Source organism: Pseudovibrio sp. JE062 (assembly GCF_000156235.1).
Lineage (GTDB): Bacteria > Pseudomonadota > Alphaproteobacteria > Rhizobiales > Stappiaceae > Pseudovibrio.
Genome location: NZ_DS996817.1, coordinates 88,833 through 107,544 on the forward strand (window position 1 = coordinate 88,833; position 18,712 = coordinate 107,544).

16 protein-coding genes and 1 tRNA gene are annotated in these 18,712 nt (G+C 52.7%); 11 read left to right on the plus strand and 6 right to left on the minus strand.

Going from position 1 to position 18,712, the window contains the following annotated elements; all coding sequences use genetic code 11:
• Positions 1-181 precede the first annotated feature (181 nt).
• The 5 genes from PJE062_RS24250 (at position 182) to PJE062_RS24270 (ending at position 4,303) form a co-directional block, all read left to right on the plus strand.
• The gene (locus tag PJE062_RS24250; RefSeq protein WP_008552677.1) at positions 182-844 is read left to right on the plus strand and encodes a DUF4386 family protein; all 663 of its coding nucleotides are present in this window, start codon (positions 182-184) and stop codon (positions 842-844) included.
• A gap of 113 nt (positions 845-957) precedes the next feature.
• Positions 958-2,469 carry an FAD-binding protein gene (locus PJE062_RS24255; RefSeq protein ID WP_008552781.1) on the plus strand — a complete coding sequence of 504 codons (1,512 nt, stop codon included), beginning with the start codon at positions 958-960 and terminating at the stop codon, positions 2,467-2,469.
• Positions 2,462-2,887 (plus strand): DUF4383 domain-containing protein, encoded by a 426-nt coding sequence (locus PJE062_RS24260; protein WP_008552681.1) that lies wholly within the window; start codon positions 2,462-2,464, stop codon positions 2,885-2,887. Before PJE062_RS24255 ends, PJE062_RS24260 begins: the two co-directional genes overlap by 8 nt.
• Positions 2,874-3,947, plus strand: coding sequence for a hypothetical protein (locus PJE062_RS24265; protein WP_008552727.1), 1,074 nt, complete (start codon positions 2,874-2,876; stop codon positions 3,945-3,947). The genes PJE062_RS24260 and PJE062_RS24265 overlap by 14 nt, the downstream gene beginning before the upstream one ends.
• A gap of 11 nt (positions 3,948-3,958) precedes the next feature.
• Positions 3,959-4,303, plus strand: coding sequence for a hypothetical protein (locus PJE062_RS24270; RefSeq protein ID WP_008552763.1), 345 nt, complete (start codon positions 3,959-3,961; stop codon positions 4,301-4,303).
• 92 nt (positions 4,304-4,395) lie between these two features.
• Here the strand turns inward: PJE062_RS24270 and PJE062_RS24275 are convergent.
• From PJE062_RS24275 to PJE062_RS24295, 5 genes are all read right to left on the minus strand, one after another.
• Positions 4,396-4,470 (minus strand) — tRNA-Gln (locus tag PJE062_RS24275).
• A 160-nt stretch (positions 4,471-4,630) separates the two neighbouring features.
• Positions 4,631-7,993, minus strand: a complete 3,363-nt coding sequence (locus PJE062_RS24280; protein WP_008552700.1) for an efflux RND transporter permease subunit — start codon at positions 7,991-7,993, stop codon at positions 4,631-4,633.
• An 8-nt stretch (positions 7,994-8,001) separates the two neighbouring features.
• The gene (locus tag PJE062_RS24285; RefSeq protein ID WP_008552758.1) at positions 8,002-9,156 is read right to left on the minus strand and encodes an efflux RND transporter periplasmic adaptor subunit; all 1,155 of its coding nucleotides are present in this window, start codon (positions 9,154-9,156) and stop codon (positions 8,002-8,004) included.
• Entirely contained in the window at positions 9,153-10,715 is a 1,563-nt protein-coding gene (locus PJE062_RS24290) for an efflux transporter outer membrane subunit (protein WP_050773977.1), read from the minus strand. The genes PJE062_RS24285 and PJE062_RS24290 overlap by 4 nt, the downstream gene beginning before the upstream one ends.
• Positions 10,716-10,989: 274 nt before the next feature.
• Positions 10,990-12,114 carry a glycosyltransferase gene (locus PJE062_RS24295; RefSeq protein ID WP_008552683.1) on the minus strand — a complete coding sequence of 375 codons (1,125 nt, stop codon included), beginning with the start codon at positions 12,112-12,114 and terminating at the stop codon, positions 10,990-10,992.
• A 375-nt stretch (positions 12,115-12,489) separates the two neighbouring features.
• On the opposite strand from PJE062_RS24295, the gene purU reads away from it, so the two are divergent.
• From purU to PJE062_RS24320, 5 genes are all read left to right on the plus strand, one after another.
• Entirely contained in the window at positions 12,490-13,347 is an 858-nt protein-coding gene (gene purU, locus PJE062_RS24300; protein ID WP_008552676.1) for a formyltetrahydrofolate deformylase, read from the plus strand.
• 8 nt (positions 13,348-13,355) lie between these two features.
• Positions 13,356-14,282 carry a bifunctional methylenetetrahydrofolate dehydrogenase/methenyltetrahydrofolate cyclohydrolase gene (locus PJE062_RS24305; RefSeq protein WP_008552752.1) on the plus strand — a complete coding sequence of 309 codons (927 nt, stop codon included), beginning with the start codon at positions 13,356-13,358 and terminating at the stop codon, positions 14,280-14,282.
• Positions 14,283-14,477: 195 nt separating this feature from the next.
• Positions 14,478-14,900, plus strand: a complete 423-nt coding sequence (locus PJE062_RS24310; protein ID WP_008552724.1) for a type III secretion system chaperone — start codon at positions 14,478-14,480, stop codon at positions 14,898-14,900.
• A 105-nt stretch (positions 14,901-15,005) separates the two neighbouring features.
• Complete coding sequence (locus PJE062_RS24315; protein WP_008552709.1) at positions 15,006-15,479, plus strand: type III secretion system chaperone; 474 nt, start codon at positions 15,006-15,008, stop codon at positions 15,477-15,479.
• Positions 15,476-16,366: a Rho GTPase-activating protein gene (locus PJE062_RS24320; RefSeq protein ID WP_008552674.1), complete on the plus strand. Its 891-nt coding sequence runs from the start codon at positions 15,476-15,478 to the stop codon at positions 16,364-16,366. The genes PJE062_RS24315 and PJE062_RS24320 overlap by 4 nt, the downstream gene beginning before the upstream one ends.
• A 57-nt stretch (positions 16,367-16,423) precedes the next feature.
• Here PJE062_RS24320 and PJE062_RS24325 read toward each other — a convergent pair whose 3' ends face one another.
• On the minus strand, positions 16,424-17,290 hold the full coding sequence (locus PJE062_RS24325; protein WP_008552726.1) for a lytic transglycosylase domain-containing protein: 867 nt from the start codon (positions 17,288-17,290) through the stop codon (positions 16,424-16,426).
• Between the two features lie 351 nt (positions 17,291-17,641).
• Between PJE062_RS24325 and PJE062_RS24330 the strand changes: the two genes are divergently transcribed.
• Positions 17,642-18,643 (plus strand): BMP family protein, encoded by a 1,002-nt coding sequence (locus tag PJE062_RS24330; protein ID WP_008552761.1) that lies wholly within the window; start codon positions 17,642-17,644, stop codon positions 18,641-18,643.
• Positions 18,644-18,712 lie beyond the last annotated feature (69 nt).

Here is an 18,712-nt window from a genome sequence, read left to right on the forward strand (position 1 = left end):
CAGCTTCACTCAAACTACAAGATGCGCATACTATAGTTTTTTGCAAGTCTGGGTATACGCCTCTTGTTTAACGCAATTTCCAAGTTTACGCTGCGGCTTTCTGCACTTTACATCTCTTTGTTGCTCAGAACATCCCATGTTCTGCATAAATTCAACTCATGGTTTTATAAGGACGCCTGTGATGAACCTTCAAAAAGCTGGCGGAATAGCATCTCTTATTGAAGCGGCCACTTACATCATTGGCTTTGCTCTTTTAACGACTTTACTGGCAGATGCGGGCTTTGGAGAAGACGGCAGTGATGCGAACCTGCTGGCATTCATCGTGTCCAATCAGAGCCTTATGTACCTCTGGAACTTCATCATCTACATCGTCAACGCAGTGTTTCTGGTGGTGCTGGTGATTGCCCTGCATGACCGGCTGAAGGCAGCGACGCCGGGCCTTTCGCAGGTTGCCGCCGCTTTTGGGCTGATCTGGGCCGGGTTGGTTCTGGCCAGTGGCATGCTTGCCAATATCTCTCTGGCTGAAGTTTCAGCTCTTTACGCGCTGGACCATGACGAAGCGCTGGTGATGTGGGCGACCTTGAGCAACGTGCAGGAAGGCATTGGCGGTGGTAACGAGATCACCGGTGGGCTTTGGGTGCTGCTGCTGTGCTGGGCAGGCCTGCGGGGTTCCAGCTTCTCGAAGAGCTTGTGCTGGCTTGGCGTAATCATCGGTCTGGCTGGCATTGCCACGGTTGTTCCGGGTATGAGCGAGCCGGGTGGTATCGTCTTCGGCCTCGGCTTTATTCTCTGGTTCATCTGGGCAGGTGTTTATCTACTCAGGCATGGTGAGGCTTCCTCGTAGAAAGCGGCTCGCCTACAGCCTGAAGCAATGATCTGCAAATAGCTCTTAGTTGCATTTGTAACGGGTAACACTTACCTGTGATGAATATTCATTTGATCATTGCTGAGGCATTTATGGGTAAAATCAGTAGAAGAGCTTTTCTTCTTGGCGGGGCCGCGTTTGCAGGGGCTGCCGGTTATCATTTTCTTTCACCCTCCCCTCGTTCCTATGGCGGCGCTTTTCCAATTGAGCCGCAATCCGAGACAACCGGCACCCTTTTGAGCGATGCTGGTGAGCTGACGCAGGTTAGTGTTAAGAAGCACGAGACCTTCTCTGGCCTTTCCAGTGATGCGCTGCGCAAAGAGATGGCAGCACAGCTGAAGCAGGCAGCAGATGAGAACCATCCTGTGATGGCAAGCGTTGCCCGGCATTCCATGGGCGGTCAGTCTCTGCCCACTAACGGGGCGGCCCTCTCCCTGCATGGCGGAACGATTGAGCTGCATCCGGAGCGCAAGAGCTATACGGTTTCAGGCGGTGTGCGGTGGCATGAGGTTATCTCAAAGCTGGATGAAAACGGCTTTTCACCTGCTGTGATGCAGTCCAACAACGACTTTGGCGTGGCCAGCACATTTTCCGTCAATGCACACGGCTGGCCGGTACCATTTTCCGGATGTGGGTCTACGGTTCGCTCGTTGGAGATCATGCTTGCTGATGGCCAGGTGCAGCGTTGCAGCCCTTCGCAGAACAGTGAGCTGTTCAACGCAGCGATGGGTGGTTACGGGCTGTTTGGCATCATCACCGAGCTGGAACTGGATATGGTCCCCAACAGCCGGTTGGAGCCGGAGTATATCGAGTTGCCATCTGCTGAGTACGGCCTGCGCATGCAGCAGGTGTTGGCAGAAGATCCTTCCATTCAGATGGCTTATGGCCGCATGAACGTGGACATTGATCGCTTTTTTGAAGACTCGATGCTGATCGTTTATCGCCCGACTGACGATCAGTCTGACCTGCCAGCCGCGAGCGGTTCCGGTTTTATCAGCAAGGCCTCCCGGCATATTTTCCGTGGCCAGCTGAACTCTGAGGGCATCAAGAAGGTGCGTTGGGGGATTGAGACCGGGATCGGGGCTTCCCTGAACAGTAGCCCTGTCACCCGCAACAGCTTGCTCAATGAGCCCGTTGTTACACTGGATGATAAAGACCCGACCAGAACCGACATTTTGCATGAGTACTTTGTTGAGTCAGCCCGTTTTGCCGAGTTTATACAGGCTTGTCAGGATATCATCCCCTCCTCCTATCAGGAGCTGCTCAACATCACTCTGCGCTACGTTCGCAAGGACGCACAAAGCGTGTTGCCTTTTGCACCAACGGACCGGATTGCAGCCGTGATGCTGTTCTCTCAGGAAAAGTCGAAGCGCGGGGAAGCGGATATGGCTCGGATGACCCGTAACCTCATCGAGCGCACGCTTGCCATCGGCGGCACCTACTACCTGCCTTATCGCCTGCACGCCACGCAGGACCAGTTTGAGAGATCCTATCCGAACCACCAGAGGTTCGTTGAACTGAAGCAGAAGTACGACCCGCAGATGCGGTTCACCAACCAGCTTTGGGACACCTACATGGCAGCAAAGGGGCCTTTGAATGTTTAGAAAAGTCGCATTTGCGTATGCCGTGATCCTGTTTGCTGTCACCTCACTGAACTACATCCCCGGTATTCCGGATGAGAATGGGTATGTCTTCGGGATTTTTGCACTGGATCTGTTTGACGACAGCTTGCATGCCGCCAGCGCATTATGGGCGCTTATTGCGGCTTTGATCTCGCAGAATGCCTCGCGGATTTTTCTGCGCTACTTTGGGGCATTGTATCTGGCTGATGCGGTTTTGGGACTGCTGACCGGATCTGGTTATCTGGACTTTGGCATCTTTACGCTTGGCTTCCAGTCCTATCCGCTTGACTTCAAAGTACTCGCCAACCTGCCGCATTTTGCATTGGGCAGCTTTGCTTTGGCAGCAAGCTTTTGGGGTGGAAACAGCATTGCAAAGGAGAGCGCAAGTGAAGCTTCTTAAACGGCTTTCCATCGGCGTCCTTTGTGTGCTTCTGGTGATCGGCATTGGTGCTGCTGCGCCTGTTCTTTATGTGGAACAGGCCTGCACCTCAGCCGAGGTTGCCGATACCTATCAAAGCACTCTGGAGCCTGCTCACAAACGAGAGGAAGCCCGCACGTTTCTGACTTATCCGGAATGGCACATCGTTTATGCCTATGAGGATTACGCCACAACGCTAGAAAACGGCATGCCGCATGAGTTCAACTATCTGAACGCCATTGGCAGTTTCTGGTCTAGCCTGTGCGCGCTGAAAAGTGAGGCTGATACCCGCGGTGCAGCTCAGTTTGACACCAAGGCCACCATTTACACCATCGGCATCAGTTTCTCTTTCGAGATGCTGATGAAAGCGGCCTATGAAGAAACTCTGGGCCGACTGGCAGCGATCACCAGCTCGAACAACACTTCTTTGCAGGACCAGCTGGAGTACAGCGTTTCGGCTGACTACGCCAAGTTCCTGCATCAGACGCCCTGGTACAAGTTCGATTTTGACAGCGCCCGTGCAAAACTCAACCAAGCCGTAGCCAATGACGGGGTGCGCAGTTGGGAGCGCTGGTTTGCGCTGAATCTGGAGTGGTGGGCTAAAGCTCAGTATGCCAAAGCCATTGCTGCGGCGGTGGATACGATTGGCCATGACGAACTGACCATGCGATCCGTCATCAGCAGTTCCCATGGTACAGATGTTCTTGCAGAGTATGATCTCAAGGTGGTTCAACAGCTTGGCGATAAGTTTGTCATTGAAACACCGCGATATCGCAAGTTTACAGAGCTGGCGCTGCGCCTTTCAAAAGACGGCGTCATGTTCCATGAGATTGCAGGCAATGATGATATTCTGATGTCTGTTTTGAAGCAGAGTTCTGCCAAGAACCCGAGCTTATCAGCAGCCGCAATCCTTTCTGAAACAGAGCGGAATACAGGGGCTCAACAGAGGTTGCTCATTCAATCAAAGGTTCCAGCCCTTTCCGTCACACTCGATGAGCTGAAACAGCAGGGTATCACCATTGAGCACATCTACGACTACTAGCGAGGCCTGAGGTGAGCAAGTTCAAGCGTGTTGCTCTTATCCTTGCTGCCATCACACTGGTATGGGGGGCCATCGGGCTCGCCGTGCCCTTTGTTGGCAGTGTGGACGAAGTGGCAGTGCCCTATCCTCAAAGCTTACAGATAGAGATGCTTCCTGCTTCCGTCAGGATACTGAGTTACGACGACAAGATCGCCGTGTTTGCAAGCGACACCCCACACCTAGCCACACAACTATACAAAGCCGGCGCGTGGATCGTCCTCCCCGCCTCAAACGGCAGCTGCCTCAATCTGTCAGAACTGACGAAGCCTATTGGCAAACGGCCTAGCTCGGAGGGTGCTGAGCTGTCAAAGAGCTGAGATGTGAAAAAGAGAAAAGATCAGCACAGCTGTTTCCGGAACACAAACAGATGCTTGCGCTGCAAAGTATCGGATTAAATTTCAGGAGGAAATGGCTGGGGTGGTAGGATTCGAACCTACGATACACGGTACCAAAAACCGTTGCCTTACCACTTGGCTACACCCCATCGCTGTGTGTGGGCCGGGTTATAGCTTTATGATTTGGAATAGGCAACCACTCAATTTCTTTTTGCTGTGAGAAACTTACAAGTGTTCCACAGTTGGGTTTATTTCAGTACGGCCCAGCAGATTTCTGCTGCTGTGATTTTCAAAAGACCCAGTCTGATCTTAGGAGGCTGGATCTGGTTCTCCGCCTCCTTTTGGCATTCCTTCTGCGTTTTCATCAGGTTGGGTCAGTTTTGAACGGTCCTGCGCGATGAGCATGTAAACGTTGGGCACCACGAACAACGTGAAGAGCGTGCCGATGGACAGGCCGGTTGCGATCACCAGCCCCATGTTGAAGCGGGAGGCCGCTCCTGCACCGCTGGCCAGCACCAGAGGGATAACGCCGAGCACCATGGCGGCTGTTGTCATGAGGATCGCACGCAGGCGGATTTGCAGGGCACCGACCACGGCTTCCCGTTTGGTTGCGCCCTGATTTTCCTGCAGTTCGCGGGCAACTTCCACGATGAGAATGCCGTGCTTGGAGATCAGCCCCATGAGCGTGATGATGCCGACCTGCGTGTAAATGTTGATACTGGCGCCGCCTAGCCCGATGTTGATGAAGAACAGCGCTCCTGCGATGGACATGGGCACAGAGACGAGAATGATGATCGGGTCGCGGTAGCTTTCAAACTGGGCGGCAAGTGTCAGGAAGATAATGAGCAAAGCAAAAGCGAAGGTGACAACAAAGCCGCTGCTTTCCTGCTCAAACTGGCGGGATTGTTGGGCATAGTCCACATCGTACCCTTCTGGCAGCTCTTCTGCTGCAATCTGCTGCAGAACCTGCAAGGCTTCTGCCAGAGGTACACCGAAGCTTGGTACGCCAGAGAGGGTCATGGAATTTTGCTGCTGGAAGTGCGGGATGAACTCCGGCGTAACTTGCATATCAAGCGTTGCCACACTGGAGAGCGGCACAACGGTGCTTTGCGGGGCAATGCTGGTTGAAGAACCACCGCCGCCAGAACCACCTGATGCAAATGTGGTGGTTGTCGTGACAGGAGCGGATGCACCGCTTTGTGCAGCGCTACCGCTGCTGCCGAAACCGCTGGCTGCCGGGCTGCTGGTGCCACTGCTGGAAGCTGCACTGCCACCACCGCCGCCAGCGCCACCGCCACTACCAGAGACCGCGCTGCTCTGCGCGCCGCCACTCGAAGACCCGCTGGGTGTGGGCGTGCTGTTGGGTACACTGATGTAGGTGTCGAGAAGCTGCTCCGGGTTGAGGCGGTCGTATTGAATGATCTGCGGAATAACCCTGTAGGAACGGCCATCAAAATCGAAGTAGTTGATGTAGCCGCCGCTCATCATAGCCGTCAGGGATTGACCAACATCCTGTAGCGTAAGCCCCAGTTCGGCCACCCGATCGCGATCAATGTTGATTTTGCCCTGCGGTTTGTCGATCTTCAGATCCTTATCGATGAAGATGAACTTGCCGGAGTTCTGCGCTTCTTCCAGAACCTGTGACCCAACTTCGTAGAGCTTCTCGACAGGTTGGGTGGTCTTGATGACGAACTGAACCGGCAAGCCGCTGCTGCCTGGCAGTGGTGGGTTTTGGAACATCACCGTTTCAAAACCTGTTACCCCTTCCATGAAGGGCTGCATTTCGTACTGCAATTCGGTGGCTGTTTTATCGCGTTCATCCCATGGTGTGAGCAGGACACCGGACAGAACGCTGGAAGAGAGCACCAGCTGGAAGACGCCTTCAACCTCAGAGTACCCATGAGCAATGCGATAGATTTCCTCGGTATAGAGCATTTTCTGCTGCAAGGTGGCGGAAGGTGCTGGCGTTGATTGGGCCAGGACCAGTCCCTGATCTTCCTGAGGGGCCAACTCTTGCTGTGAGGTGGAATAGAGGACCGGAATACTGGCAAGGATCAGGAATGCGAAGGTAAGAACGACCGGGCGATTATCCAGAGATGCTTCCAGCGCGCGTAAATAGCGTTTGCGGAACCGGTCGTAGATATCGTCCACCGTTCTGGTCAGGGCGTCATCCCAACCGGTCGACTCCTGAGATCTGGCCTTCAGGATTTTGGAACTCATCATCGGCGTAAGCGTAAGCGCGACAATGGCTGAGATGGTCACGGAGCCGACAACTGTGAATGCAAACTCTGTAAACAGCGCTCCTGTCAGGCCGCCCTGAAATCCAATGGGGGCATACACGGCGACTAGCACCACCGTCATCGCGATAATGGGCCTGCCCAAGTCCTGCCCGGCCTGTACGGCTGCCCGAAACGGTGTACTGCCCTCTGAGATATGTCGTTCTACATCTTCCACCACGATGATCGCATCATCCACCACGAGGCCAATGGCAAGCACCAAGGCAAGCAGGGTCAGCAGGTTGATGGAGTACCCGAGCACCAGCATGATGAAGAAGGTGCCGATGAGCGAGAGTGGGATTGCGATGACCGGAATGGCGACGGTTCGCGGAGAGCCAATGAAGAGGAAAACCACGAAGGTCACAATCACCAGTGCCTCAACAAGTGCGCTAATCACCTCATCAATTGCAGCGTTGATGAAGAGGCCGGAATCGTAAACGATTCTAGCTTCCAGTCCTGGTGGCATAGCTGCCTGAACGTTTGGGACGAGCTGGCGCACCTCCTCCAGCATGGCGAGCACGTTTGCGGATGGGGCAGCTTGCACGCCGAGATAAACGGCGGGTTTTCCTGAGTAGAGTACGGCTTGGTCATAATCTTCTGATCCCAGTACCACTCTGCCCACATCGCGCAGACGGATAATGGCACCACCGTTTTGAGCAACTGCCAGCTCGCGGAACTCCTCCACATCCGTCAGGTTGGTGTTGGCCGTCAACTCCACCTGCACCATCTGCCCTTTGGTGTTGCCAACCCCGGAAATGAAGTCGTTTCTAGCCAAAGCGTTTGAGACATCGGTGCCTGTCAAACCGTACGCTGCCAGCTTTTCAGGATAGAGCCAGACACGGATGGCAAAGCGTTTTTCGCCATACAGCTCTGCGTTCTGCACGCCTTCAATAGCCTGCACTTGCGGCTGGACGACACGCACGATGTAGTCGGTGAGCTGGTTACGGTCGATCACATCTGAGGTGAAGCCAATGTACATGGCATCGATGGTTTCACCGATCTGAATGGTCAGCACCGGGTTCTGGGTTTCCTGCGGCAGCTGATCGAGCACCGAGCTGATCTGGGTGTTGATCTCCGTCAACGCTTTATCAGCATCGTAATTGAGCACCAGATTGACTGTGATGGTGCTGACCGTGCTGGCACTGGTGGAGGTCATGTAGTCGATGCCATTGGCCTGCGCGATGGCTTCTTCCAATGGGGTGGTGATGAAGCCTGCAACAGTTTCGGCACTGGCACCAAACAGCGTGGTAGAGATGGTGATGACGGCGTTTTCTGTTTTAGGATATTCCAGCACAGGCAATAGGAAGATGGCGCGCAGGCCCAGCGCCAAGATCATCAGGCTGATGGTGGAGGCCAGAACGGGGCGACGAACATAGATCTCAGTGAAGCTGTTCATGGCCCCTCCTACTGCTCGACTGGTTTCGGGTTAGGGTCATTGAGCGGCAATACGGAGTTATCAATCACCACCTTGGAGCCATTGCGTAGTTTGAGCTGCCCAGCGCTCACCACCAACTCGTCCGCCTTGAGGCCTTTGGAGATGACGATCTGATCGCCGCGTTTTGAGCCGGTTTCGATGAAGCGCTGTTTGGCCGTGTAGACGGGCTTGTTCATGTGCATTTCGTCTGTCTTGGTCAGCACATACACCGTGATGCCATAGGAGTTATAGGTGACAGCAGTTTGGGGCACCGTGACTTGCTCTTTCGGTGCGGAGATCACCGTCTCCACGTCCGCAAACATGCCCGGGATCAGCTCTTTATTGGGATTGGCAAAGCGTCCGCGCACTCTGGCGTTACCATTGGTTACGGTTACTTGAGCATCAATCGCAACCACTTTGCCTTTGATCGTCAGGTCAGGATAGGTATCAACTGAAACCTCGATCTCCTGCCCCTGCTTGATCGTACTGAGAAAGCGCTGCGGGATATAGAAATCAACGAAGAGATCATCAAGCTGCTGAAGGTTGACGTAGGCCTGCCCCGGGTTGAGAAGCTGCCCGACACTTACTTGCCGAATGCCAAGTCGGCCTGAGAATGGCGCACGGATGTTTTTCTTCGCGATGATCGCCAGTTGGTTCTGAACCTGCCCCTGAAGGTTCTTGAGGTTCGACCAGTCGACATCAATCTGCTGCTTGCTGACGGCATTGACTTTGTACTGCTTCAGATCCCTGTCGAGGGTCTGGCGAGCCAGAGTTTCCTGAGCTTGCAGAGACTTCAGCTGCGCCACTTCCTGCGTGGTGTCCAGCTCAATCAGCAACATGCCTTTTGGGACATCCTCACCGGAAGAGAAATTGATATGGGTGATCGTGCCCGGCAGTTCAGGGGTCAGGTCTGTTCCCATGATGGCGATGAGCGTGCCGACGGCAGAGACTTTATCCGTCCAAAGCTGCTTGGTGGCTTTGTAAGAAGAGACGGTTTCGATCTTGTTTTGTAGTCCTGAAACGATCTTGCTCAGAACCCGGCCTTTATAAAGCTGGAATGCATAGAGACCACCGAATGCGATGCCCACGCAGATCAGCATGATGATCATGTTCTTCTTTATGTTGGGCTTTTTGTGTTCGCTCATGGCTGGTTCACCGGCTGTATCTGCTTGCGATTAAACGGCGGTACAGCCGAGATGATGGTGAGAGGTCTTCCATCCCTGATTGGCGCAGCATTCGGACGGTTCCACCACCCTCCGCCCAGCGCGAAGAAAAGAGCGACTGTGTCTGTGAAGCGGGCAGCCTGCGCTTGCACTAGATTGATTTTTGCTTGCTGGTAGGTTTGCACTGCGAGCAGTAGCGTTGTCAGGTCGATGGCCCCGACATTGTATTGCTGCTGTGTCAAGCGCAGGCTTTTTCTGGCTGAGCGTTCTGCTGCCAAACTGGCCTTCAATGCGCGGGCGTCATTCTCTAAAGCCGCAATGGCATTGGCCGTATCTCCAAATGCTGTCACAACGGTTTCACGGTAATTGGCAGCTGAGGCTTCAAAGGCAGCAACCGCGGCCTTGCGTTGGCTGTTTAGCGCTCCAGCATCAAAAATAGTTTGCGCGATTGATGTGTTGATTTGCCAGGCACCAGTTCCAGAAAAGAACAGGCGATTGAAGACATCAGATTCGTTGCCAACGTTCCCCGTGATTTGAAAACTAGGAAGCTGGTTTGCCAGAGCAACGCCGATGTTTGCACTGGCCTGCCAGAGCTGTGCCTCCGCAGAGCGCACGTCTGGGCGTTGAGCAACCAGTTCTGACGGTAAGCTCAAAGGTAGCTTTCGCGGCAGCTTCAGATCTGAAAGATCAAACTCCTTCACGATGTTCTGGGTCGGATAGAAACCACCCAGCGTCTTGATCTGGTTCTTCTGAACAACCAGTTGTTGTTGCAGGGGTGGCAGCGTCGCTTTGGTTTGCTCCAGTGTTGCAAGCTGTTGCAGGACCTGACTTTCATCCACACCACCCAGCCTGAACTGCGCCCGCAGAATGGAAAGCTGCTTCTGCTGTACCTTGATGATTTCTTCCGTTGCACGGATCTGGCCCCTTAGGGAGGCCTCCAAGATCACCGCATTTAGCAGGTTGGATGTCAGCGTCAGATGCGCTGCCTCTACCAGGAACTGGTTGTTTTGAATATTCGCGACCTGAGACTCGATGTTCCGACGTGTGCCTCCCCAAACGTCGAGCGTATAAGAGATGGCCAGTGATAGGCTGTAGGTCGTGAAGAACGGATTCAGGTTCGCCACGATCTCACTGGCTCCACCACCGCCAATCGGGAACTTCTGCCGGTTTCGACTGGCATTGCCCGTGACTGTCGGATAAAGCGCAGCGCCCGCTGCATAAGCGGTTTCCTGTGCCTGTCTTAAGTTGGCTTCAGCCTGCGCGATTGTGGGGCTGTTGGCGACAGCGAGGCTGACATAGGTGTTCAGCGCCTTGGACTCAAACAGTTCCCACCACTCTCCGGGCAGATCTCTTTGAGTGGAGAAGCTTTGAGAAGCGCCGCCCTGAATGTTCGCGGAGACTGTTGCGCCCGGGTCATTGCGGGTATAGCGGGCTTCGGGTGAGAGCTCTGGCCTTTTAAAATCCGGGCCAACCATACAGGCAGAGAGCATGAAAAGCAGCAGCAGTCCTGAACGCCCACGCAACGCAGGCGCAAGAGACATCGTCTGCTTGCTGCTTAACCCGAACCTGAAACTCAACAGAGGTGCTCCAATGACCTGCATCTTTTATTGGCGGAGAACGAAGCTGTACGCACACTAAAACACTGGCCAAGGACACGGCTTACCTAAGGGTACTTGATGCTGATTTTGCAGGTCAAACACGCTTCTGATGTGGAATGGGTTATCCCAAACTAATGGTGTGTAACATCCTATTTTACCTAGTTATATTAGATGGTTAGGCTGCGAAATCCCATGGGATGTGTGTTTTCAATGTGGCTTAATGCAGGTCAGACACACGCTCAGAAATCATAGAGAGGAGCAGCTTCTCATAGGCATCAATCGCACGTTCCTGAGAGAAGTCACGGGCTCGTGTCGCCAGCGTATCATCAGAGCGGTCGCATTTGACTGCGGCGAGGATTGCTTCAGAGAGCTTGTCGGCATCTCCAGCTGGCACCAACCAACCATTACGAACATCGCTAAGCGCTTCCCTCGCTCCTGCTCCACTGTTGAGAGCTATGACTGGTGTACCGAGAGCCATGGCACGGACCATCTCTCCAGGGACACTGTCTTGTTGGGAGATGGAAACATAAACGTTGGCGGCACGAAGGAAGCGCTCCGGTTTCTCGACCTCTCCCGGCATGGTGACGATATCATCCAGCGCCAGGTTTGAAGCGAGTAACCGCATCTCCTCCTGATCCTCACTTCGCCCGAGAAGATAAGCCCGCAGATTGTCTTTGTAGCGACTGAGAGCCATGGCCCGCAGGAGTTGGTGATTGGCGTTCTGGCTGGATGTGCCACCAACACTGACCACCTTGTTCGCACCATGGGGATCGAACCAGTCCTCTTCAATGGGCTCTGCTGCCGTTTCAAACACGTTCATTTCGACAAGAGGATTATAGATGATGCAAGTCTTTTCTTTGGGCACCTGCTCGCAAAGATCAACGACGTGTTCAATGGACTTTAGCGTACAGATTACCCTATCTGCATCGCGATAGAGCAAAGGAACGGCAATGGTTGCTGCGCTCTTTTGGGTTTCTATCGCCAGATTGCTGGAGATGGTCACTGAAGAATGCAGTGTGATTGCAACAGGCACTTTGAGACGAGAGCGGGTTTTAACAGCACTGAGGCAGGCGATGTTGCTGCCGGTACCGTGAGACAGAATGATGTCCGGCTTTTCTTTCTCCACCATGCGGGCAACACCAGCAGCAGCTGCTGCAGCTCTGGCTTTTTCCAGAAAGACTGGTGTGATACGCGGTGAGTAGTGGGAGAGATCTCTTGGCTTACCGGTAAGGGTGATCAGCGTGATGTTGTGTTGGCGCGCGGCAAGACCGTTGGCGACCACCTCGGTGATCTCTGTAATGTCTTCATCAAGGAAGCTTTCCTGAACAATAAAGAGCTTCATGACGCGCCCCCGGCCCCCCGGTCGATCTGGTGCGTCTTCAGACACCCAGAAACCTGGTTCAGAGAGCTCGCACCGAAGCTCAATCTAGAAATCTACGGTGTTGTTCTCAATCTGGTTGATTTGATACCCGGTTATCTCCCAATGCAATTATCAGGGTAATTTCGTACTTGGCACCCCATGTCCGGCACATCTGGATCTGTCCGCACAAGCTTAGTGGTTTTATTGGTTTCTACCGCTGGTATGAAAATGAATCACATTGCTGCAGCACAACACTTTTTTCTGCATTTCAATGATGATTTGCCCTTTAAAAATTAGGAGCTCCCGCCTATTGTGCGCGGCAGCAAATTCAGTTCAAACGTGTAGATTAAGCCTCCTATGAACACTCAGGCAAACTATGTGCTCACCCTTTCCTGCGGAGACAGAAAAGGGATCGTTGCAGCGGTTGCTAACTCAATCGCTTCTCAAAACTGCAACATCTGCGAGAGCGCCCAATACGGCGATCCAGAGACCAACCGCTTCTTTATGCGCATTTCCTTCAATGCACCTGAAGGGATGACTAAAGAGCAGTTTGAAGAGGGCTTTGGCCCTGTGGCAACGGGCTATGGTTTTGACTGGAAAGTGCATGACCTTTCCAAGAAGCCACGTGTTCTGGTGCTGGTTTCCCAAATGGGTCACTGCCTGAACGATCTGCTCTACCGTAATTCCACCGGTCAGCTGCCGATGGACCTGGTGGCGGTTGCTTCCAACCACACCAAGTATCAGTCCCGCGTTGAGCATGAGCAGATTCCATTCCATTATCTGCCGGTGACCAAAGAGACCAAGGCTGAGCAGGAAGCCCAGATTGTGGAGCTGGTGGAACGCGAAAACATCGATCTGGTGATCCTTGCGCGTTACATGCAGATTCTCTCCAACGAGCTTTGTGAGAGGCTGGCTGGCAAGGTGATCAATATCCACCACTCTTTCCTGCCTAGCTTTATAGGTGCAAAACCATATCACCGGGCCCATGCACGCGGCGTCAAGATGGTTGGCGCCACAGCGCACTATGTGACCGCTGACCTTGACGAAGGCCCGATCATCGAGCAAGACGTGAGCCGGGTTGAACACTTCCATTCGGTGAACGAACTCATTGCCCAGGGGCGTGATACGGAAAGTCAGGTTCTTGCTCGCGCTGTCCGCTATCATCTGGAGCACCGAATCCTCCTTAACGGTGATCGTACCGTGATCTTTAAATAGGACTTGCCATGAGTGAGGCTCTTATTATCGACGGCAAAGCCATTGCTGCATCTGTAACTGACGAGATCACTGCGCGTGCTGCGCGCCTTGAATCTGAGACAGGTGTCAAGCCAGGGTTGGCTGTTGTGATTGTGGGTGAAGACCCTGCCAGTCAGGTTTATGTACGCAACAAGGGCCGGACTGCAAAAGCATGTGGTTTCAACTCCATCACGCACACCTTGCCAGCTGATGTGAGTGAAGAAGAGCTGCTCGCTCTTGTGACGAGTTTGAATGAAGACGATGCTGTTCACGGTATTCTCGTGCAGCTGCCTCTGCCAAAGCACATCAACGAGAACAAAGTTCTTGATCTGATCAAACCAGAGAAAGACGTCGACGGGTTCCACCCAATCAACGTTGGCCTCCTAGGCAGCGGCAACACGGATCGTGCGCTGGTGCCATGTACACCGGCAGGCAGCGTGCTGCTGGCGAAGAAAGCATTGGGCGATGACCTTTCCGGCAAAACTGCTGTGATTGTTGGCCGTTCCAACATTGTCGGCAAGCCAATTGCACAATTGCTGCTGCAGGAACATTGCACTGTGACCATCGCGCACTCCCGTACAAAGGACCTGCCTGATGTGGTTCGTAGTGCGGATATCGTGATTGCTGCTGTTGGTCGTCCGCAGATGATCAAAGGCGATTGGCTGAAACCGGGTGCTACCGTGATTGACGTTGGTATCAACCGCATTCCTGCGCCTGAGAAAGGTGAAGGTAAGACCCGTCTGGTTGGTGATGTGGCGTTTGATGAAGCGCTGGGTCACACAGCGGCGATTACGCCAGTTCCACGCGGTGTTGGGCCGATGACTATCGCAATGCTGATGAGCAACACGCTGACCGCTGCGCGCCGCCTGATGGGGTTGAGCGAAGAGCCACCGCTCTTTGAAGCGCTGAACAGCTAAAACAGATTTTCAGGTAGGGCTCCGACACTCCATCGGAGCCTTTCTTTTTTGGCCACGCTCCAACCCTGCGCACCTTTGTGCTTTACAGAACTTTGTTTTTATTTGCACTTTTCTTATTGGTTGTAATTTCTGACACACCACACGCCTTGGCACGCCGCTAGCTTCTTCTCAAACAATGTAATTGAGGAGATGCAAATGCACAGTGCGGATCGTGTCACCGCAGTTATAGGCCAAACGCTTGGTTTACCTGAGTTGGCGTTTGATGGTTCTGGCCATGCAGAGCTGGTGTTTGAGGGCAGCTTTTCTGGATTTCTGAGCCGTGTCGATGACAGAAATCTGGAATTCAGTTTCTATCTGCCAGATCTAAATCTCAGCGATCCGAACATCTTAACGGCAATGCTCTCAGCGAACTGCCGTGGTAACGCGACAGGTTCCGGTCGGCTCGCAATTGATGAAGACAGCATGCAGGCGCTTTACTGCGAGCGCTGGAGCGTTGATGATGTGCAGGATCACAAAGTCCCTGAAAGGCTGATTGATTTGGTTTCAACCGCTGCCTTCTGGCTCGCTGAAGGCACGCACTCAACGCTCTCCGCAAAACCACTTACCGTCGCTTCTTAGTGCTGAAAAGAACAGAGCTTTCTGATGCGAAACAATAATCTGATCTCAACAGTCAAATAAATCCAAGCACCTCGACTTGGATGCCTCAAGTAAGGCGGGGGAGCGATGCGCCAGTTATTAGATGAACTTCTGAATGAGATCGGTCGAAGAATTGGCCTTGATGGTCTGTCTTTGAATGAAGACAATACGCTTCTTCTGGGGCTCGAGAAAGACCTCTTCATGACGGCACAGTGGCGCGAGGACACACAGACCCTGCTGTTTAATGCGGTAGTGAACACGCAGCCTTGCGAAGACCCGGCAAAGCTGAAGGCGCTTATGCAGACGAACTGCGTGCTGACGCTTGGCCATGGCATGAGCTTCAACATTGATCCGGCCACAGATCGTATCAACCTGTCTCAGGTGATCGACATTGCCGATAAATCTTCTTTCACACTGCAGGAAAAGCTTGAGCAGTTCATCAGCACTTCCGCCTCCTGGCATGAGCGCCTGAGCAGTTCAGCTCCGCTTGAGATGGACTGGCAACACTCCGCGCCTACCACAACAGAACATTCTTTTGAAACTTTGGGTATGAGAGTATGACCGCAATTAACCTCGCACATTTTCAAAACGCGATCGACAGCCATGTTGCTAACGGTAATCTGGATCAGAAGCTGACAGTGACAGATAGTGGCGCTTTGCAAACCCGTGAAGCAAGCTCCACACTGGCAGGCAAGTTGGTGTCCTGGCACAATCTCAGCTCCTCTGAGGGCACGCAAAAAGCTCAGGATCAAGGCGCATTTCGTACAGCTCTGCAAGACAAGTTTGGCAAAGAGCTGGGCGAGCAGGCCTATAAGTATGCCTGCAATGCCTGCGGATACACCGATGGAAAGTTTCATAGCCTGACGGTAAAGCAGATTTCTACAGGTATCGATTTCGCTGTGCTTCATAAGCATGAAGCTGAAGTGCAGAACAAAAGCATCATTAAATACTTTGAGCAAAACCCGGAGCAGTTATCGAGTGTTGGATTGGCCCGTGTAAATGGTAGTAAGAATGAGATCAGTAAGCTGATTGCGAACAGGACGTCTCAGGACTTTGATAACAACGTACATGGCAAAGTAGAACACGAGCTTGCGGGCGCATTTAAGCAGAACCTCAGAGAAAATATGAGTAACACTGAGCTAGCGAAGGTCTTGGACTTTGTGAAAAGCTATGATCCAGTCCTCGATAATCTGCCTGCACTGAATGAGTTACCAGAAATGGTGCAAGACACAGTAAAGTTTTCCAGGATGATTGCTGAGAAGGCAGATGTAAACAAGATGCAACCTTCAAATCTTGCGATCGTGTTTGGCCCTAACGTCGTAAAAGACAATACCTTAGCCCCTATGGAGCAATTTGGCCTCATTGAGGCTGGAAACAAGTTCTTCACCGCGTTGGTTGAGCGCGAGCTGCCTGACGATTACTACTTGCGCATACCGAAAAACGACTAAATAAAAAGGCCGCTGAGTAGAACACTCAGCGGCCTTTTTTACATTTCTCAGGCTGGATTAGTTGCTCAGTTTTTCAGCCATGATCTGGATGGTTTTGACGTACACACCAGCGCGGTTCCAGGAGCGGATCACTTCGTAGTTTGGTGTGCCCGGTCCCCATGGTTGGCCCGGTTGCCAGCCGTAGGACATGAGGAAGTGCGCGGTGGATGCCAGAGTATCTGCTGTGTTGTACAGCAGGTCACGTTTGCCGTCGCCGCTGTAGTCAATCGCAAACTTGATGTAGGAGGAAGCGAGGAACTGGGTCTGGCCGAGTTCGCCTGCCCATGCACCCTTCATTTCGCTTGGCTGCAAGTCGCCTTTCTGGACGATCAACAGTGCATGATACAGCTCGTTGCGGAAGAAATCTGCGCGGCGGCAGTCATAGGCCAGCGTTGCCAGTGCGCGAATGGTATTCATCTTACCGATGCCACGACCATAGCCTGTTTCAAGGCCCCAGATAGCGGTAATGATTTCGCGCGGAACGCCAAATTCGTTCTCAATGCGGGTGAAGAGCGCGTTGTGCTTCTTCATCAACTTGCGACCTTTGTTAATCAGCGCATTGTTGACGCGAAGCTTGTAGAATTCTTCGAAGCTGAGTTTGAAGGATTTCTGATTGCGATCGTAACCAATGACCTTGCGGTTATACGTAATTCCGCTCAGTGACTTGTTAATAGTTGCCTTGGAGATCCCCTGGGATTGCAGCGTATTTTTGTAGGATGCGAGCCAGCGGTCAAAGCCTGCTCCAGTATCTCCACAGGTCGCTGCCTGGGCTGATGATACGCCTACAACTAACAGACCAGCGCCAAGTAATAGCCCAGCTTTTCTAGTTTTGACCTTTACAGTCTCAATAAATGATTCGAACACCCCAAACTCCTGCGTGATCACTAAGCAATTTTGATGGTTCTAACGAACAATATTAGCCAAATTGGCGGATAACTGAAAAATTTTGCAGTCCTAATATATTTATTCGCATTTTAACCTTGATCCTAACACCGGCATGTGTCCAACTAAAGGCCGTACACAGAACTGTTTTCAACATGCCTGATCGTTTTGGACAACCTATAGGCGCATAATTAAGGACAAGCTAACACTTAGCTGGACTTACGCAGGGGAAGGTATGCACTTAGACGCTAACCTCAATGAGGTGAGTCTCCAGGTTGGGAACTTGTGGTGAAAACAGACTTGGCGACCGGGCAACGTGAAGGTTTCCCATTGGGATATAACGGAGGAATGGGTATGAAATCCATCAAAACCATCGCTGCAACCGCAGTATTGGCAGCAGCAATGAGCACAACTGCTATGGCAGCGGACTTTAAACCTGCAGTTATCTTTGACATGGGCGGTAAGTTCGACAAGTCATTCAACGAAGCTGCTTACAATGGTGCTGAGGCTTTCAAGGCTGAAACCGGTATCGAATATCGCGAATTTGAGATCTCCAACGCTTCCCAGCGTGAGCAGGCTCTTCGCAACTTTGCTCGCCGCGGCATGAACCCAATCGTCGCAATGGGCTTCGCACAAGCAGCTCCAGTTGAAAAAGTTGCTAAAGAATTCCCAGATGTAAACTTTGCAATCATCGACTCCGTTGTTGATCTGCCAAACGTTCGCTCTGTTGTCTTTAAAGAGCAGGAAGGTTCTTACCTTGTAGGTATGATGGCAATGCTCGCTTCCCAGACCGGCAAGATCGGCTTCGTGGGCGGCATGGACATTCCGCTGATCTCCAAGTTCTCCTGTGGCTACAAGCAGGGCGCACTGACCACCAACAAAGACGGTGAAGTGTTCGCTAATATGACTGGTACTACTCCAGCTGCATGGAACGACCCAGTTAAAGGCGGTGAGCTTGCTAAGTCTCACTTCGCACGTGGCGCAGACGTGATCTTCGCTGCTGCTGGTGGCACCGGTCTTGGTGTTCTTCAGGCTGCTGTTGATGAAGACAAGAAGTTCATCGGCGTTGACTCCAACCAGAACCACCTGGCTCCAGGCAAAGTGCTGACCTCCATGGTTAAGCGCGTTGACGTCGCTGTTGCAAACGCATTCATGGATGCGAAAGAAGGCAAGTTCACCACCGGCATCCAGTCTCTTGGTCTTGCTGAAGACGGTGTTGGCTACGCAATGGACGAAAACAACGCTCCACTGGTTAGCGAAGAGATGAAAGCAGCTGTTGAAGCAGCTCGCGCAGACATCATCGCAGGCAAAATCACCGTTCATGACTACATGAGCGACATGTCCTGCCCATACTAAGATCTCTTAGTATGCTGGCTTAGGTCAGATTTCGGCCCCTGCCTGAACTTCAGGCAGGGGCTTTTTTAT

Coding starts and splice junctions, on each gene's coding strand:
- PJE062_RS24250 (WP_008552677.1), top strand. CDS start 182: ATGAACCTTCAAAAAGCTGGCGGAATAGCATCTCTTATTGAAGCGGCC.
- PJE062_RS24255 (WP_008552781.1), top strand. CDS start 958: ATGGGTAAAATCAGTAGAAGAGCTTTTCTTCTTGGCGGGGCCGCGTTT.
- PJE062_RS24260 (WP_008552681.1), top strand. CDS start 2,462: ATGTTTAGAAAAGTCGCATTTGCGTATGCCGTGATCCTGTTTGCTGTC.
- PJE062_RS24280 (WP_008552700.1), bottom strand. CDS start 7,993: ATGAACAGCTTCACTGAGATCTATGTTCGTCGCCCCGTTCTGGCCTCC.
- PJE062_RS24285 (WP_008552758.1), bottom strand. CDS start 9,156: ATGAGCGAACACAAAAAGCCCAACATAAAGAAGAACATGATCATCATG.
- PJE062_RS24290 (WP_050773977.1), bottom strand. CDS start 10,715: ATGTCTCTTGCGCCTGCGTTGCGTGGGCGTTCAGGACTGCTGCTGCTT.
- PJE062_RS24295 (WP_008552683.1), bottom strand. CDS start 12,114: ATGAAGCTCTTTATTGTTCAGGAAAGCTTCCTTGATGAAGACATTACA.
- purU (WP_008552676.1), top strand. CDS start 12,490: ATGAACACTCAGGCAAACTATGTGCTCACCCTTTCCTGCGGAGACAGA.
- PJE062_RS24305 (WP_008552752.1), top strand. CDS start 13,356: ATGAGTGAGGCTCTTATTATCGACGGCAAAGCCATTGCTGCATCTGTA.
- PJE062_RS24310 (WP_008552724.1), top strand. CDS start 14,478: ATGCACAGTGCGGATCGTGTCACCGCAGTTATAGGCCAAACGCTTGGT.
- PJE062_RS24315 (WP_008552709.1), top strand. CDS start 15,006: ATGCGCCAGTTATTAGATGAACTTCTGAATGAGATCGGTCGAAGAATT.
- PJE062_RS24320 (WP_008552674.1), top strand. CDS start 15,476: ATGACCGCAATTAACCTCGCACATTTTCAAAACGCGATCGACAGCCAT.
- PJE062_RS24330 (WP_008552761.1), top strand. CDS start 17,642: ATGAAATCCATCAAAACCATCGCTGCAACCGCAGTATTGGCAGCAGCA.